Source organism: Streptomyces sp. NPDC001070 (genome assembly GCF_053598835.1).
The window spans coordinates 170,256-187,729 of the sequence record NZ_JBSFLB010000017.1 but is presented as its reverse complement, the minus strand read 5'-3'; the positions used below and the strand labels follow the sequence as shown (position 1 = coordinate 187,729).

9 protein-coding genes and 1 tRNA gene are annotated in these 17,474 nt (G+C 71.0%); 9 read left to right on the top strand and 1 reads right to left on the bottom strand.

What is annotated here, in order from left to right; all coding sequences use genetic code 11:
- Positions 1–171: 171 nt before the first annotated feature.
- Together ACWDAS_RS22080 and ACWDAS_RS22075 are read left to right on the top strand one after the other, a co-directional pair.
- A complete protein-coding gene (locus ACWDAS_RS22080) occupies positions 172–1,152 on the top strand; it encodes a DegT/DnrJ/EryC1/StrS family aminotransferase (protein WP_450393409.1) in 981 nt (326 codons plus the stop codon).
- An 83-nt stretch (positions 1,153–1,235) separates the two neighbouring features.
- Positions 1,236–1,308 (top strand) — tRNA-Thr (locus ACWDAS_RS22075).
- 79 nt (positions 1,309–1,387) lie between these two features.
- Here ACWDAS_RS22075 and ACWDAS_RS22070 read toward each other — a convergent pair.
- Positions 1,388–4,003, bottom strand: coding sequence for a SpoIIE family protein phosphatase (locus ACWDAS_RS22070; RefSeq protein ID WP_450393406.1), 2,616 nt, complete (start codon positions 4,001–4,003; stop codon positions 1,388–1,390).
- A 284-nt stretch (positions 4,004–4,287) separates the two neighbouring features.
- Here ACWDAS_RS22070 and ACWDAS_RS22065 point away from each other — a divergent pair, with 284 nt between their 5' ends.
- The 7 genes from ACWDAS_RS22065 (at position 4,288) to ACWDAS_RS22035 (ending at position 17,398) form a co-directional block, all read left to right on the top strand.
- A complete protein-coding gene (locus ACWDAS_RS22065; protein ID WP_450393403.1) occupies positions 4,288–9,765 on the top strand; it encodes a HAMP domain-containing protein in 5,478 nt (1,825 codons plus the stop codon).
- A 282-nt stretch (positions 9,766–10,047) separates the two neighbouring features.
- On the top strand, positions 10,048–10,728 hold the full coding sequence (locus ACWDAS_RS22060) for a response regulator (protein WP_450393401.1): 681 nt from the start codon (positions 10,048–10,050) through the stop codon (positions 10,726–10,728).
- A 114-nt stretch (positions 10,729–10,842) separates the two neighbouring features.
- On the top strand, positions 10,843–13,491 hold the full coding sequence (locus ACWDAS_RS22055) for a DNA translocase FtsK (protein ID WP_450393399.1): 2,649 nt from the start codon (positions 10,843–10,845) through the stop codon (positions 13,489–13,491).
- 220 nt (positions 13,492–13,711) lie between these two features.
- Positions 13,712–14,512, top strand: coding sequence for a helix-turn-helix domain-containing protein (locus ACWDAS_RS22050; protein WP_450393397.1), 801 nt, complete (start codon positions 13,712–13,714; stop codon positions 14,510–14,512).
- Positions 14,513–14,625: 113 nt separating this feature from the next.
- Positions 14,626–16,110, top strand: a complete 1,485-nt coding sequence (gene rimO / locus ACWDAS_RS22045; RefSeq protein WP_450393393.1) for a 30S ribosomal protein S12 methylthiotransferase RimO — start codon at positions 14,626–14,628, stop codon at positions 16,108–16,110.
- Positions 16,107–16,859 carry a CDP-diacylglycerol--glycerol-3-phosphate 3-phosphatidyltransferase gene (gene pgsA / locus ACWDAS_RS22040; protein WP_450393390.1) on the top strand — a complete coding sequence of 251 codons (753 nt, stop codon included), beginning with the start codon at positions 16,107–16,109 and terminating at the stop codon, positions 16,857–16,859. Before rimO ends, pgsA begins: the two co-directional genes overlap by 4 nt.
- Positions 16,856–17,398 carry a CinA family protein gene (locus ACWDAS_RS22035; protein ID WP_450393387.1) on the top strand — a complete coding sequence of 181 codons (543 nt, stop codon included), beginning with the start codon at positions 16,856–16,858 and terminating at the stop codon, positions 17,396–17,398. Before pgsA ends, ACWDAS_RS22035 begins: the two co-directional genes overlap by 4 nt.
- The last annotated feature ends 76 nt before the right edge of the window (positions 17,399–17,474 follow it).

Below are 17,474 nucleotides of genomic sequence, written 5' to 3'. Positions count from 1 at the left end.
CTCCAGCCCCTCGTTCAGCTGCTGGAGAGTAGGACGCCGCCGAACAATTCTTCAGAGCCGTGCCCCCGGACCGAGTCCGGGGGCACGGCTTTTTGGCGTTTCCACACCCGCTGTTCATGTTCAGCTCAGCAGTTCATCATCCACCGCGGCAATCCTTGCCGAGACGGGCAAGTGGAGGTGAGCCTGATGCAGCAGTTCCTCGTACAGGGTGCTGAAGTAGCCGCGCTGGAGGACGAGTTCTCGTCGGCCGTGGACGAACGTCATGCTGTCGCCGTGAATTCCGCGACCTCCGCGTTGCAGCTGGCGCTGCTTTCGCTCGGTATCGGGGCCGGCGAGGAAGTGATCCTCCCGTCGTTCGCGCCCGTGGAGACCGCGGCCGCGGTGCGACTGGTGGGTGCGGTGCCGGTCTTCGCGGACATCGATCCGCTGACGTTCTGCCTCGACCCGGAGGCCGTCGCCGCGGCGATCACGCCCCTCACGGCGGCGATCCTGCCGGTGCACCTGTTCGGGCACCCCGCGGCCGTCGACCAGATCACCTACATCGCCGCCCGGCACGGCCTGGCGATCGTCGAGGACGCGACGCAGGCGCAGGCGGCGACGCTGGCGGGGCGCAGGGTCGGCACCTACGGGGTGCTGAGTGTCTTCGGCGTCGAGGAAGGGGCCGTTGTGACCACGGAACACCCCGAGCTGGCGGGCGCCGTGAAGCGGCTCCGGGACACGAAGCACTCCAGGGCCCGGATGACCGACGGCAAGGCGGCCGCGGGCCGTGGGGCGCTCGGGAAGCTGGCCGGAGCCGTGGCGCGGCAGCGGGCCAACTGCCGTTACCTGGACTCGGCCCTGACGGGCGTCCTGGTGCCGTACGTCGAGCCCGGCGCGCACCACGTCTACCACCGCTACACGGTGCGGATTCCGGGTAACGGCCGGCCGGACCGGGACGCCTTCGCGATGGCGCTGGCCTCGCGCGGCGTGCGGGCGAATGTGAGCATCCCGACGCCCGTGCACCGGCTGCCGGAGTACGGGTCCGGCGCGTACCTGCCCAGGACGGAGAAGGCGGCCGGCGAGACGCTGTCGCTGCCCGTCCATCCGGGCCTGACGGAGACGGAGTTGGAGCGGATGGCCGCGGCGTGCAACACGCTCGGCGGTCTGCTGTGAACCTCGGTCGGCCCGCACGGGCGCTGCGTCGATCGGATTTCCGAACCGGGGCCCCCATGGGTTAAGATCCTTCACGTCGACGCGCCCCAATAGCTCAGTCGGCAGAGCGTCTCCATGGTAAGGAGAAGGTCTACGGTTCGATTCCGTATTGGGGCTCTGACAAAGAAGGCCCCCGCCGTTCGGCGGGGGCCTTCTTTCTTTGTGTTCTTCCGCGCTTCGCCGCGGACCGCTTTCCCTACGCGGGGAGTTCCGTGACGCGCATCGCGAGGATGGCCATGTCGTCGGAGGGCGCGTCGGAGGCGAAGCGCTCGACGGCCCGCTGGATGCGGGCGGCCACGGCGCCCGCCGTGAGGCCCGTACAGGTGGCCAGGACGTCGGCGAGGCCGTCGTCGCCGAGCATGCGGTTGCCCTCGCGGCGTTCGGTGACGCCGTCGGTGACGCAGAGCAGGACGTCGCCCGGGTCGAGGGTGACGGTCTGCTCGACGAGTTCGAGGTCTTCGATGACGCCGAGCAGCGGCTGGGGCTCCGCGGCGGGTTCGACGACGCCGCTCTGGCGCAGCCTCAGCGGCAGCGGGTGGCCGGCGCAGACGACCTTCAGGACGGTGCTGCCGTCGCTCTGCGGCCACATCTCGCCGTAGAGGAGCGTGAGGAAACGGCTGCGGGCTCCCTCGTCGAGGATGGCCGCGTTGAGGCGTTCCAGGACGGACGGGCCGCTGAAGCCCTCGCGGGCGAGCAGGCGCAGGGCGTGCCGGGCCAGGCCCGTGACGGCGGCCGCCTCCGGACCGGTGCCGCAGACGTCGCCGATGGCGAAGCCCCAGCAGCCGTCGCGGATGGGGAAGACGTCGTAGAAGTCGCCGCCGACCTCGTTGCCCTCACCGGCGGCGCGGTAGACGACCTCGACCTCGACACCGGGGATCACCGGGAGGCCGGGCGGCAGGAGACTGCGCTGGAGGGACTGGCTGATGGCGGTGCGCTCGCTGTAGAGGCGGGCGTTGTCCAGGGCGAGGGCGGCTCGTCGCGACAGGTCCTCGGCGAGCTCAAGGATCTCCTGGCGGAAGCGTTCGTCGGCCGGCTTGCCGAGCGTCAGCATGCCGATGACGCGGTTGCGGGCGACCAGCGGCAGTACGACGGTCTCGCCGCTCACGGCGGCCGCGGTCGCCAGGGCCGTACCGGGACCGGTGGCAGGGCGGCCCGCCTCGCCGAGGCCCAGGCTGCGGAGGGAGGCGCGCAGTGCGGTGGAGTGGGCGGCGTCGCCGGGGGCGGTCCACGCCCGGGCGCCGGGGGTGGGGTCGGGCTCGGGCGGTGCGACGCGGGACAGCAGGGCCTTGATGCCGTCGATGCGGTCCTCGTCCTCGTGCAGGACGAAGGCGAGTTCGGGCTCGGAGGCCTGGTCGGCGATGGTGTAGACGGCGCACCAGCTGGCCAGGGTGGGCACGGTCATCTGGGCCATGAGGGCGAGCGTCTGGTCGCGTTCCAGGGTGCCCGCCAGCAGGTCGGAGGCCTCCACCAGGAAGGACAGCGAGCCGCGGCGCAGGCGCTCGAGCTCGGTGAGGCGGGCGCTCTCCACCGCCAGCGCGATGCGGTCGGCGGCGAACTGGAGGCGCAGCGCCTCCTCGTTGGTGTAGCGGCCCGGACTCTCGGCGGCGACGCCGAGCGAGCCGGTGAGGCGTCCCTCGACCTTGAGGGGGACGGTGACGATGGAGCGCATGCCGGTGCCGGCGAGCAGTGGTACGGCGCCGGGCACGGCGGTGAGGTCCTCGTGGACGGCGGGCATACGGGCACTGCCGTAGCGCCCGGTGCCCGCCTCGACGGGGACGCGGGCGAAGCGCTGCCGGGCGGAGGGGAGACCGGTGGAGGCGCGTACCTCCAGCTCGGTCTCGTCGTCGGTGGCGAGCAGCAGGTAGGCGGCATCGCCGTCGAGCATGTCGCGGGCCCGTTCGACGGTGCGCTGCAGCAGTCCGTCGAGGTCGTCGGGGGCGGGGGAGCCGATGAAGGACTCGAACGGGTCGACGGCCTTGCCGCGTTCGGCGCCGCCGTCGACGGCGATCATGCCGCGGCCCGGGTTCTGCAGTACGGCGCGCTCGTTCTCGCGCACGAGCAGGCACACGGTGGACGGCTCGCCGGAGGTGTCGCGGACCCGCAGGTGCGCGCCGTAGACGGGGAGGATGCGGCCGTCGGCGCCGCGGATGCCGTAGCTGCCCTCCCAGCGGGACAGCAGCAGCGCCTCGGCGATGCCGTGGCCGGTGCCGGGGGTCTGCGGCCAGGCGGCGAAGTCGCCGAGGGGCTTGCCGGTGACCTGGTCGTCGGGGTGGCCGAAGAGCTCTGCGGCGTCCTGGTTCCATCGGGTGATGATGCCGCCGCGGTCGACCTGGACGACGGCGACGCGGATCCGTTCGTCGGCCAGGGGCAGTGCCTGTACCGGCAGCGCGGGGCCGGCGGAGCGGGTGCCCGCGGGGCGCCGGGGGAGTTCCAGGCGGAACCAGACGTGCTTGTCGGCGGCGGTGTACTCCACGCCCCAGTGGCTGGCCAGGGCCGAGCACAGGAGCAGGCCGCGGCCGCCCTCGTGGTCGGGGTGGATCTGCTTCTTGGCGTCGTGGAGGGGCAGTTCCCGCTCGGGGTAGCGGTCGGCGACCTCGATCCGTACGGCGGACTCGTAGCGCAGGCACTGGACGTCGGCGGCGGTACCGGCGTGGACCACGGCGTTGGTGACGAGTTCACTGGTCAGCACGACGGCGTCGTCGACGACCTCGGAGAAGCCCCAGCCCTGGAGGGTGTCGCGGACGAACGCGCGTGCGGTGGCGACCGAGCGTCCCACCGGCTCGAAGGTGGCCGCGGCCCGCGCCGTGATCACAGATCTCCTTGTTTGTCCCGGGACGTCGCCATCTGTCGTCCGCTGTACTGTCACCACCGGCCCCCACTTCGAGGTGTACGCCCGGCCCAAGGTGGGCAACCGCATGCCAGGTTACTTACCCCCGGCGACCGCGTGTGTGCCGGTTGGGGGTGTTCCTGCCCCGATCATGACGCCGGTCATATGCGATGCTGCCGAACTGTTATGGCCGGGCCCGGGCATGGTGAAACACTGGGCATGCCTGAACGAGGCACCTGCAGGTCGGTCGACCCTCCGGGAGGGACACGGTGGAGTCTGGCGCATCGGCGCGAGGCGGCGCGGCAACCCCAGCGAAGCGGGGTGGTTCCGCACGGGTGAAGGACGCGCGGTCGCGTACGAGCGGGGCCGGGACAGGGACCGTCGAGGTCGACTCGGCGGCCCTGCACAGACTGCTGTCCGCGTTGGAATCCATGCGGGACGGCAACTTCCGCAAGCGGCTGACGGTCACCGGCGACGGGGTCATGGCCGAGATCTCCGCGGTGTTCAACGAGGTCGCCGACCGCAACCAGCACCTCACCGGGGAGCTGGCGCGGGTGCGGCGGGTCGTGGGCCGTGAGGGCAAGCTCGCCGAGCGCCTGGAGACGGGGGTGTGCGAAGGCGCCTGGGCGACGGCCATCGACGCCTCCAACGCGCTCGTTGACGACCTGGTGCGGCCGATGTCCGAGGTCGGCCGGGTGCTGTCGGCGGTCGCCGAGGGCGACCTGGAGCAGCGGATGGATCTGCGCGCGCAGGGCGCCGACGGCTCGGGGCATCCGCTGCGCGGTGAGTTCCTGAAGGTGGGTCGCACCGTCAACGGGCTGGTCGACCAGCTGTCCACCTTCACCGACGAGGTGACCCGGGTGGCGAGCGAGGTCGGCACCGAGGGCAAGCTCGGCGGCCAGGCCCGGGTACGCGGTATGTCCGGTTCGTGGAAGGACCTCACGGATTCGGTCAACACCATGGCGTCCCGCCTGACGGCCCAGGTGCGTGACATCGCTCTCGTCACGACCGCGGTCGCCAAGGGCGACCTGTCGCGCAAGGTCACCGTGCACGTGGCCGGCGAGATGCTGGAGCTGAAGAACACCGTCAACACGATGGTGGACCAGCTGTCCTCCTTCGCCTCCGAGGTGACCCGCGTCGCACGTGAGGTGGGCACCGAGGGGCAGTTGGGCGGCCAGGCCAAGGTGGCCGGCGTCGACGGCGTGTGGAAGGACCTCACGGACTCCGTCAACCTGATGGCCGGCAATCTCACGGCCCAGGTGCGGGACATCGCCCAGGTGACCACCGCGGTCGCCAACGGCGACCTGTCGCAGAAGATCACCATCGGCGCGCGCGGCGAGGTCGCGCAGCTCGCCGAGACCGTCAACGCGATGACCGAGACGCTGCGCACGTTCGCCGACGAGGTGACCCGTGTCGCCGGCGAGGTCGGCGCGGAGGGCCGCCTGGGCGGCCAGGCGCAGGTGCCGGGCGCGGCAGGCACCTGGAAGGACCTCACCGACTCGGTGAACACCGCGTTCCGCAACCTGACCGGCCAGGTGCGGGACATCGCGCAGGTGACGACGGCGGTCGCCAACGGCGATCTGTCGCAGAAGGTCACGGTGGACGTCTCCGGCGAGATGCTGGAGCTGAAGAACACCGTGAACACGATGGTCGACCAGCTGTCGGCCTTCGGTGCCGAGGTGACCCGCGTCGCACGCGAGGTCGGCGTCGAGGGTGAACTGGGCGGCCAGGCGCAGGTGCCGGGTGCGGCGGGTCTGTGGAAGGACCTGACGGATTCCGTGAACACCGCGTTCCGCAACCTGACCGGCCAGGTCCGCAACATCGCGCAGGTGACGACGGCGGTCGCCAACGGCGATCTGTCGCAGAAGGTCACGGTGGACGTCTCCGGCGAGATGCTGGAGCTGAAGAACACCGTGAACCGCATGGTGGATCAGCTGTCCTCCTTCGCCGGCCAGGTCACCCGTATGGCCCGGGACGTGGGCACCGAGGGGCGTCTGGGCGGTCAGGCCCGCGTCGACGGCGTCAGCGGCGTGTGGAAGGAGCTGACGGACTCCGTCAACTTCATGGCGGGCAACCTCACCTCGCAGGTCCGCCAGATCGCCCAGGTGACGACCGCGGTGGCGCGCGGTGACCTGTCCCAGAAGGTCGACGTCGACGCGCGCGGCGAGATCCTGGAGCTGAAGAACACCATCAACACGATGGTCGACCAGCTGTCCTCCTTCGCGGAGCAGGTGACCCGGGTGGCCCGCGAGGTGGGCACCGAGGGACGGCTCGGCGGCCAGGCGCAGGTGCCCGGTGTGGCCGGTGTGTGGCGCGACCTCACCGACTCCGTGAACGGCATGGCCGGCAACCTGACCGCACAGGTCCGCAACATCGCGCAGGTGGCCACCGCGGTGGCCCGCGGCGACCTGTCCCAGAAGATCGACGTCGACGCGCGCGGCGAGATCCTGGAGCTGAAGAACGTCCTCAACACGATGGTCGACCAGCTGTCCTCCTTCGCGGAGCAGGTGACCCGGGTGGCCCGCGAGGTGGGCACCGAGGGCATCCTGGGCGGCCAGGCCGAGGTGAAGGGCGTGTCGGGCACCTGGAAGGACCTGACGCAGTCCGTCAACTTCATGGCGAACAACCTGACCATGCAGGTCCGCAACATCGCCGAGGTCACCACCGCGGTCGCCCAGGGCGACCTGTCGAAGAAGATCACCGTCGACGCCAAGGGCGAGATCCTCGCCCTGGTCACCACCGTCAACACGATGGTCGACCAGCTGTCCGCCTTCGCCGACGAGGTGACCCGGGTGGCCCGAGAGGTGGGCACCGAGGGCCAGCTGGGCGGCCAGGCCCGGGTGCGGGACGTCTCCGGCATCTGGAAGGACCTCACCGACAACGTCAACCTGATGGCGAACAACCTGACCAGTCAGGTGCGTTCGATCTCCTCCGTCGCCACCGCCGTCGCCAACGGCGACCTCACCAAGAAGATCACCGTCGAGGCGCGCGGCGAGGTCGCCCAGCTCACCGAGACCATCAACACGATGGTCGACACGCTCTCCGCCTTCGGTGACGAGGTGACCCGCGTCGCCCGCGAGGTGGGCACCGACGGCATCCTCGGCGGTCAGGCGCGCGTGCCGGGTGTGTCCGGCTCGTGGAAGGACCTCACCGAGTCGGTGAACAACATGGCCTCCAACCTGACGGGCCAGGTCCGCAACATCGCCATGGTCACCACCGCGGTGGCCCGCGGCGACCTGTCCAAGAAGATCGACGTCGACGCGCACGGCGAGATCCTGGAGCTGAAGACGACCATCAACACGATGGTCGACCAGCTGTCGGCCTTCGGTGACCAGGTGACCCGGGTGGCCCGTGAGGTGGGCACCGAGGGCCGCCTGGGCGGCCAGGCCCGGGTGCCGGGCGTGTCCGGCATCTGGAAGGACCTCACCGAGTCGGTGAACCTGATGGCGAACAACCTGACCCGTCAGGTGCGCAACATCGCCCAGGTGGCCACCGCGGTGACCCGCGGCGACCTCAACATCCGCACGGACGTGGACGCGGCGGGCGAGATCCTGGAGCTCCAGGACTACATCAACACCATGATCGTGCGTCTTCGCGAGACCACGCTCGCCAACAAGGAGCAGGACTGGCTCAAGGGCAACCTCGCCCGCATCTCCGGTCTGATGCAGGGCCGCCGCGACCTCAACGACGTGGCCGGACTCATCATGAGCGAGCTGACCCCGGTGGTCTCCGCCCAGCACGGCGCCTTCTTCATCGCGGAGGAACCGGCCGGCGGCGAGGAGGCCGACGAGGGCTACGAGCTGCGGCTGAGCGGCTCGTACGGCTTCTCCAAGCGGACGATGCCCACCGTCTTCCTGCCCGGCGAGGGGCTGATCGGCACCGCCGCGGTCGAGAAGCGCTCCATCCTGGTGGAGGACGTGCCGCCGGGCTACCTGCGCATCTCCTCCGGACTCGGCGAGGCACCGCCGGCCCACGTCATCGTGCTGCCGGTGGTGTTCGAGGACCGGGTGCTCGGTGTGATCGAGCTGGCCTCCTTCCAGCCGTTCACCCAGATCCAGAAGGACTTCCTCGGCCAGATCACCGACATGATCGCGGTCAGCGTCAACACCATCAGCGTCAACACCAAGACGGAGTACCTGCTGGAGCAGTCCCAGGAGCTGACCGAGCAACTGCGGGAGCGCTCGGCGGAGCTGGAGAACCGGCAGAAGCAGCTGCAGATGTCCAACACGGAGCTGGAGGAGAAGGCCGAGCTGCTCGCCCGCCAGAACCGCGACATCGAGGTGAAGAACACCGAGATCGAGGAGGCCCGGCAGGTCCTGGAGGAGCGCGCCGAGCAGCTGGCGGTCTCGATGCGCTACAAGTCCGAGTTCCTGGCCAACATGTCGCACGAGCTGCGCACCCCGCTCAACTCGCTGCTCATCCTGGCCAAGCTGCTCGCGGACAACGCCGAGGGCAACCTCTCCCCGAAGCAGGTCGAGTTCGCCGAGACGATCCACGGCGCCGGCTCCGACCTGCTGCAGCTGATCAACGACATCCTGGACCTGTCCAAGGTCGAGGCGGGCAAGATGGACGTCAGCCCGACCCGCATCGCCCTGGTCCAGCTGGTCGACTACGTGGAGGCCACCTTCCGGCCGCTCACCGCGGAGAAGGGCCTGGACTTCTCCGTGCGGGTCTCGCCGGAGCTGCCCGCCACCTTGCACACCGACGAGCAGCGGCTGCTGCAGGTGCTGCGCAACCTGCTGTCGAACGCGGTGAAGTTCACCGACAGCGGCTCGGTCGAGCTGGTCATCCGCCCGGCCGGTCCGGACGTACCGCAGGCGATCCGGGAACAGTTGCTGGAGTCCGGCTCGCTGCGGGGCGCGGACGAGCCGCTGATCGCCTTCTCCGTGACCGACACGGGCATCGGCATCGCGTCCAGCAAGATGCGGGTCATCTTCGAGGCGTTCAAGCAGGCGGACGGCACCACCAGCCGCAAGTACGGCGGCACGGGCCTCGGCCTGTCCATCAGCCGGGAGATCGCCCGGCTGCTCGGCGGCGAGATCCACGCCGACAGCCAGCCCGGCCGCGGCTCGACCTTCACCCTCTACCTGCCCCTCAACAGCACCGAACTGCCGCCCCAGGGCTACTCCCAGCTGCCCGGCGGCGAGGTCGTGGGGGAGATCGAGGGAGCGGCCGCCGAGCCGTTCCACGTCCCGGCGCACGGCCATGTGGCGGCGCGCGGCCGGGGCGCGGGCAGCAGCCTGGCGCGGCTGCGCCGGCGTTCGGCGGCACCGCGGCCCGCGGCGGCCGGTCCGGCGGAGCGCGCCGCGCTCCCCGAGTCGTGGGTGGACGGTGTGCACAGCGACGCCTACACCGGCTTCGCGGGCGGCTTCAGCGGCGAGAAGGTGCTCATCGTCGACGACGACATCCGCAATGTCTTCGCCCTCACCAGCGTTCTGGAACAGCACGGCCTGACCGTGCTGTACGCCGAGAACGGCAGGGAGGGGATCGAGGTCCTGGAGCAGCACGACGATGTCGCGGTCGTCCTGATGGACATCATGATGCCCGAGATGGACGGCTATGCGACGACGGCCGCGATCCGCAGGATGCCGCAGTTCGCGGGCCTGCCGATCATCGCGCTGACGGCGAAGGCGATGAAGGGCGACCGGGAGAAGAGCATCGAATCGGGAGCGTCCGACTATGTCGCCAAGCCGGTGGACACCGACCACCTCCTCGCGGTGATGGAGCAGTGGATGCAGACGCGGTGACGCGACGCCGGGCGACCGGCCGGGCGGCGGCCGTTCACCGGCGGCCGCCGGCAGGTGTCCCCGGAACATGACTCGGCGTGCGCGAAGAAGTGTGAGAGTGCGGGATTCTGGGAACCTTCTGGTCTCCGCCTGCGTTTGTGCTACGTGCACAGTGACATGGCGGTGACAGGGTGTGGCGGACAGCGGGGTGCGGCTACCATGACCGGCACAAGGACGGGCGGCGCTCAGGAGTCGTCCATGGGGGCGTCGACCGGTGCAGCGCCGGGGCGAGGAGGGCGGGCCATGGTGCAGAAGGCCAAGATCCTCCTGGTCGATGACCGGCCGGAGAATCTGCTGGCGCTGGAGGCCATCCTCTCCGCGCTCGATCAGACCCTGGTGCGGGCATCGTCCGGGGAGGAGGCGCTCAAGGCGCTGCTCACCGACGACTTCGCGGTGATCCTGCTCGATGTCCAGATGCCGGGCATGGACGGGTTCGAGACCGCGGCGCACATCAAGCGGCGCGAGCGCACGCGCGACATCCCGATCATCTTCCTGACGGCCATCAACCACGGGCCGCACCACACCTTCCGCGGCTACGCGGCCGGCGCGGTGGACTACATCTCCAAGCCCTTCGACCCGTGGGTGCTGCGCGCCAAGGTCTCGGTCTTCGTCGAGCTCTACATGAAGAACTGCCAGCTGCGCGAGCAGGCCTCCCTGCTGCGGCTGCAGCTGGAGCAGGGAGGGCGGCAGGGCGCCAACGGCACCAAGGGGCCGGTGGGACTGCTCGCCGAGCTCTCCGCGCGGCTCGCCGCGGTGGAGGAGCAGGCGGAGGCGCTGTCCAAGCAGCTCGACGAGTCCGCGGACGCGGCGGCGGTGGCCACGGCCGCCCATCTGGAGCGCAAGCTGACGGGGCTGCGGCGCGCGCTGGACGCGCTGGAGCCCGGCACGGGTGGCGGCGACAAGAAGATTCCCTCGCAAGAGTGAACCCTGTGCCCCACTTGAGGCAGTGTCACCCTTGGCGTGTCAGGGGTACGACACGAACGGGGGTATACGCGGCCACGCGTGTCGCCCACGGGGCGGAACGGTAACCTCACCATCATGGCCTCACGTACGTCCGGCACCGCCAAGAAGGCTGCCGCCAAACCTGCGGCCAAGCCCGCGGCGAAGAAGGCCCCCGCGAAGAAGGCGGCGGCCAGGAAACCGCCCGCCAAGGCAGCGGCGGCCAAGCCCGCGCCGAAGGCTGCCCCGTCCCCGACGGGGGGCGTCTACCGCCTCGCGCGGGCGGTGTGGCTCGGCCTGGCGCACACCGTGGGCGCCCTCTTCCGCGGCGTCGGGCGCGGCGCGCGCGGGCTCGACCCGGCGCACCGCAAGGACGGTCTGGCGCTCCTGCTGCTCGGCCTCGCGCTGGTCGTGGCGACGGGCACGTGGTCGGATCTGCGCGGCCCGGTGGGCGAGCTGGTCGAGATACTGATCACCGGACTGTTCGGGCGGCTGGACCTGCTCGTGCCGTTCCTCATCGGGGCTGTTGTTTGGCGGCTCATGCGCCACCCGCAGAAGTCCGACGCCAACGGGCGCATCGTCATCGGACTGACCACTCTGACCGTCGGCGTGCTGGGCCTGGTGCACATCGGCTGCGGCTCGCCCGGCCGCAGCCAGGGCGCGGACGCGATCCGCGACGCGGGCGGCCTGATCGGCTGGGCGGCGTCGGCGCCGTTGGACTACACCGTCGGGGCGCCGCTGGCGGTGGCCCTGCTGGCGCTCCTCACTTTCTTCGGGCTGCTGGTGACCACCGCGACCCCGGTCAACGCCATCCCCCGCCGGCTGCGCGAACTCGGTATCAGGCTCGGCCTGGTGGAGGAGGAGGGCACCGCCGCGGCCGAGGACGACGCCGTGCCCTTCAGCGACCTGCTGCAGCCGGAGACCGCCCCCCAGGACGGGGCGGAGAGCCGGTCGCGCCGCCGCGCCAAGCGCCGCGAGGAGCGGTCGCAACTGCCCGACCTCACACCCAGCGACGGGCTCGACGCGGTCGACCTGGCCTACGGGGTGGCCGCCGACCTCGACGGCGCCCTCGCCTACGGCGTGCCCGGCTCGTCGGTCGTCGCGGACCTCGTCAGCCACTCCCTGCCGCAGTCCCGGGACACCCGGGGCACCGAGAGCGCAGAGGACTCCGGAGACGCCGGCGGCTCGTCCGTGCCCGACCTCACCAAGGCGGCCGCGCCCGACGAGGGCACGCCGCTGCCGCCGCGCGCCGAGCAGCTCCAGCTGTCCGGCGACATCACCTACAGCCTCCCGTCCCTGGACCTGCTGGAGCGCGGCGGCCCGGGACGCACCCGCAGCGCCGCCAACGACGCGGTGGTCGAGTCACTGACGAGCGTCTTCTCGCAGTTCAAGGTCGACGCCCGCGTCACCGGCTTCACCCGCGGGCCGACGGTGACCCGCTACGAGGTGGAACTGGGCCAGGCGGTCAAGGTCGAGCGGATCACCGCCCTGGCCAAGAACATCGCCTATGCGGTGGCCAGTCCGGACGTGCGGATCATCAGCCCGATCCCCGGCAAGTCGGCGGTCGGCATCGAGATCCCCAACAGCGACCGGGAGATGGTCAATCTCGGGGACGTGCTGCGCTCGGCGGACGCGGCCGGCGAGGAGCACCCGATGACGGTGGGCCTCGGCAAGGACGTCGAGGGCGGCTACGTCGTGGCCAACCTAGCGCGCATGCCGCACGTCCTCGTCGCGGGCGCGACCGGTTCCGGCAAGTCCTCCTGCATCAACTGCCTGATCACCTCGGTCCTGGCCCGTGCCACGCCCGACGAGGTGCGGATGGTGCTGGTCGACCCCAAGCGCGTCGAACTGACCGCGTACGAGGGCGTCCCGCACCTCATCACGCCGATCATCACCAACCCCAAGCGGGCCGCCGAGGCGCTGCAGTGGGTCGTGCGCGAGATGGACCTGCGCTACGACGACCTGGCCGCCTACGGTTTCCGGCACATCGACGACTTCAACACGGCCGTCCGCAACGGCAAGGTGAAGCCGCCGGAGGGCAGCGAGCGGGAGCTGGCGCCCTACCCCTACCTGCTGGTGATCGTGGACGAGCTGGCCGACCTGATGATGGTCGCGCCGCGCGACGTGGAGGACGCGATCGTCCGCATCACGCAGCTCGCCCGGGCCGCCGGCATCCACCTCGTCCTGGCCACCCAGCGGCCCAGCGTCGACGTCGTGACCGGTCTCATCAAGGCCAACGTGCCGTCCCGGCTGGCCTTCGCGACCTCCTCGCTCGCCGACAGCCGGGTCATCCTCGACCAGGCGGGCGCCGAGAAGCTGATCGGAAAGGGTGACGGGCTGTTCCTGCCGATGGGCGCGAACAAGCCCGTCCGTATGCAGGGCGCCTTCGTCACCGAGGAGGAGATCCACGCCGTCGTCGCCCACTGCAAGGCGCAGTTGACCCCCTCCTACCGGGAGGACGTGGTCGTCGGCGGCGGCCCGAAGAAGGAGATCGACGAGGAGATCGGCGACGACCTGGACCTGTTGTGCCAGGCGGCGGAGCTGGTGGTCTCCACCCAGTTCGGGTCGACTTCGATGCTTCAGCGCAAACTGCGTGTCGGTTTCGCGAAAGCGGGCAGGCTCATGGACCTGATGGAATCGCGCGGGATCGTCGGACCCAGCGAGGGATCGAAGGCCCGCGACGTTCTGGTCAAGCCGGACGAGATGGACGGAGTGCTCGCGCTGCTCCGCGGCGAGGCCGGTTCGTAGCCGTTCCGTGGCTCACTCGTAAGTGGGCCGGACGCAACCGTTGCTCCTGCCCACACGTCAAGTTATTGCAGGGGGAAGGCGTATGGCCGACTGTCATCGGCGCCGGGAGAGACGGCAATCCTGATGGCGGACAAACAACGCCCGCCCGCTTGCCCGTCCTTTTTCCACCCCCCCTAGACTGAGTCTCCAGCAGGTGGCTACACGCTCGAAAGGCGCCCCCGTGTCCATCGGCAACCCGCCCCCCGACGACCGGCTCTCGGTCGGTCGCGCCCTCGCCCAGGCCCGCATCAGCGCGGGTCTGACCGTCGACGAGGTCAGTACCACAACGCGTGTGCGCTCGCCCATCGTGCACGCCATCGAACAGGACGATTTCTCTCGCTGCGGCGGCGACGTGTACGCCCGCGGCCACATCCGGGCGCTCGCGCGTGCCGTCGGCCTCGACCCCGAGGCCCTGGTCGAGCAGTTCTCCGCGGAGCACGGCAGCGCACCCGCGCCGACCCCCGTGGCGCCGCTGTACGAGGCGGAGCGGATGCGGCCCGAGCCGCGCCGCCCCAATTGGACCGCCGCCATGGTCGCGGCGATCGTCGCCGTCGTCGGATTCGTCGGCTTCACGCTCTTCAGCGGCGGCGAGGACGGTGGCAAGCAGCCGGTGGCGGGCAAGCCGAGTGCGGCCAGTCCGGCGGCCAAGCCGTCCGAGAGCCGGACGAGCGCGGCGCCGAGGCCCGAGGAGTCCGACAGCGCGATCGCCGCGGCTCCGGCCGACAAGGTCACGGTCAAGCTCACCGCCCAGAACGCCAAGAGCTGGATCCAGGCGGTGGACAGCAACGGCCGGCAGCTCTACCAGGGCAGCCTGGAGGCGGGCGACTCCAAGACCTTCACCGACAAGAGCAAGATCAACCTCATCATCGGCAACGCGGGCGCCGTCGACCTCTTCGTCAACGGCAAGGACCTCGGCCCGGCGGGTGACCCCGGTCAGGTCCAGCGCCTCACCTTCACCCCCGGCGACCCGGAAGCGGGGTGACGCCCGGCTCCACGGGCGCGCACGGACACCGCGGCGCCCGGCGCGGGACGCTCGTCCCGACGCCGGGCGCCGCTGCGCGTAAGAGCCCGCCGGGGACAAAGTAGGCTGAGCCTATGTCCGAACCCCGTACCGTCGCTCTTGTCACGCTCGGCTGCGCCCGTAACGAGGTGGATTCCGAGGAGCTCGCCGGCCGTCTGGCGGCGGACGGGTGGCAGCTCGTCGAGGACGCCGCCGCCGCCGATGTGGCCGTTGTGAACACCTGCGGCTTCGTGGAAGCCGCCAAGAAGGACTCCGTCGACGCCCTGCTGGAGGCGAACGACCTCAAGAACCACGGCCGCACCCAGGCCGTCGTAGCGGTCGGCTGCATGGCCGAGCGCTACGGCAAGGAACTGGCCGAGGCACTGCCCGAGGCCGACGGCGTGCTCGGCTTCGACGACTACGCGAACATCTCGGACCGTCTGCAGACGATCCTCTCCGGCGGCGTGCACGCGTCCCACACGCCCCGCGACCGCCGCAAGCTGCTCCCGATCAGCCCGGCCGCCCGGCAGGCCGCGAGCGCCGTCTCGCTGCCCGGCCACGCGCAGACCGCCGAGGAGCCGGCTCCCGCCCCCGAGGACCTCCCGGAGGGCGTCGCGCCCGCCTCCGGGCCGCGCGCCCCGCTGCGCCGCCGGCTCGACAGCAGCCCGGTCGCCTCCGTGAAGCTGGCCTCCGGCTGCGACCGCCGCTGCTCGTTCTGCGCGATCCCGTCCTTCCGCGGCTCGTTCATCTCCCGCCGCCCCTCGGACGTGCTCGGCGAGACCCGCTGGCTGGCCGAGCAGGGCGTCAAGGAGATCATGCTGGTCAGCGAGAACAACACCTCGTACGGCAAGGACCTCGGCGACATCCGGCTGCTGGAGACGCTGCTCCCCGAGCTCGCCGCCGTCGACGGCATCGAGCGGATCCGGGTCAGCTACCTGCAGCCCGCCGAGATGCGGCCGGGCCTGATCGATGTGCTGACCTCGACGCCGAAGGTCGCGCCGTACTTCGATCTGTCCTTCCAGCACTCCGCCCCCGGTGTGCTGCGCGCGATGCGCCGCTTCGGTGACACCGAGCGCTTCCTGGAGCTGCTGGACACCGTCCGTTCCAAGGCGCCCGAGGCCGGCGTCCGCTCCAACTTCATCGTCGGCTTCCCGGGCGAGTCGGAGGCGGACCTGGAGGAGCTGGAGCGTTTCCTGGGCGCCGCCCGGCTGGACGCCATCGGCGTGTTCGGCTACTCCGACGAGGAGGGCACCGAGGCCGCCGGTTACGAGGACAAGCTCGACGAGGACGTCGTCGCCGAGCGGCTCGCCCGCGTGTCGCGGCTGGCGGAGGAGCTGACCGCGCAGCGGGCCGAGCAGCGGCTGGGCTCGACGGTGCACGTGCTGGTCGAGTCCGTCGACGGGGAGGAGGGGGCGGTCGGCCGCGGCGCCCACCAGGCCCCCGAGACCGACGGCCAGGTCCTGCTGACCTCCCACGAGGGTCTGGTGCCCGGATCGTTCGTCGCGGCGAAGGTGGTGGACACCGAAGGCGTCGACCTCGTCGCGGAGCCGCTGTGTACGACGGAGGAGGCCGGCAGATGACGGGAGTCCCGGCGTCCGCCGCCGGCAACCACCGATCCGCGCCCGCCGCACCGGCGCCCGCCGCACCGGCGGCCGCGGCCAGGCGGCCTTCGCTGTGGAACATCGCCAACGTCCTGACGATGGTGCGGCTGCTGCTCGTGCCGGGCTTCGTCGTGCTGCTGCTGCACGGCGACGGGCACGACCCGGCGTGGCGCTCCTTCGCATGGGCGGCCTTCGCCATCGCGATGATCACCGATCTCTTCGACGGCGAGCTGGCCCGGCGCTACGGGCTGGTCACCGACTTCGGCAAGATCGCCGATCCGATCGCCGACAAGGCGATCATGGGCGCGGCGCTGATCGGGCTCTCCGCGCTGGGGGACCTGCCCTGGTGGGTCACCGGGGTGATCCTCTTCCGGGAGCTGGGCATCACGCTGATGCGGTTCTGGGTGATCCGCTGGGGAGTGATCCCGGCCAGCCGGGGCGGCAAGCTGAAGACCCTCACGCAGGGTGTCGCCGTGGGCATGTACATCCTGATCCTCACCGGACCGCTGGCGACACTGCGGGCGGTCCTGATGGGCGCCGCCGTGGTGCTGACCGTCGTGACGGGCCTGGACTACGTGCGCCAGGCGGTCGTGATGCGCCGGGCCGGGCTGGCGGCGCAGCGCGCAGGCGTCGCGCGCCGGGCGCGCGAGGGCGCGGACGAGCCGGAGAGCGAGCCCGCGGAGGACCGTCCGCAGGAGTACCCGGAGGAGCAGGGACAGGGCGCGTGAGCGTCGCCGCCGGGGTTCTGGGACTGCTGGAGGCGCGCGGGGAGACCCTCGCCGCCGCCGAGTCGCTGACCGGCGGCCTGGTCGCGGCGGAGCTGACCTCGGTGCCGGGTGCCTCCCGGACCTTCCGCGGCTCGGTCACCGCGTACGCGACCGAACTGAAGCGGGACGTGCTGGGTGTGGACGGCGCCCTGCTGGCCGAACGCGGCGCCGTCGACGCGGACGTCGCACGGGGGATGGCGGAGGGCGTGCGGCGCGTGCTGCGCGCCGACTGGGGAGTGGCCACCACCGGTGTCGCAGGACCCGACCCGCAGGACGGGCAGCCGGTCGGGACGGTCTACGTGGCGGTCGCCGGGCCGACCGGGTCGAGGTGCGAGAAACTGCAGTTGAACGGAGATCGTGCCGCCATCCGTACCACCACCGTGAAGACCGTGCTGACCCTCTTGCAGCAGACGCTCGTGACGGGCGGGAGAACGCCTGACGAATCCGCGACGGCGAAGGGTAGGGAAGACGGCGGGGGGAAGGGATGTTTGCAGCCCTGAGTGAACACGTCATCGCTCCCGGCGCGCCCGACGTCGGAGGCGGTACGGTGGGGCAAGAAGGTTGCGAATTCGCGGT

What these genes read in the sequence shown, in the direction of transcription:
- ACWDAS_RS22055 (WP_450393399.1), top strand. Translation starts at nt 10,843, where the DNA reads ATGGCCTCACGTACGTCCGGCACCGCCAAGAAGGCTGCCGCCAAACCT.
- ACWDAS_RS22060 (WP_450393401.1), top strand. Translation starts at nt 10,048, where the DNA reads ATGGTGCAGAAGGCCAAGATCCTCCTGGTCGATGACCGGCCGGAGAAT.
- pgsA (WP_450393390.1), top strand. Translation starts at nt 16,107, where the DNA reads ATGACGGGAGTCCCGGCGTCCGCCGCCGGCAACCACCGATCCGCGCCC.
- rimO (WP_450393393.1), top strand. Translation starts at nt 14,626, where the DNA reads ATGTCCGAACCCCGTACCGTCGCTCTTGTCACGCTCGGCTGCGCCCGT.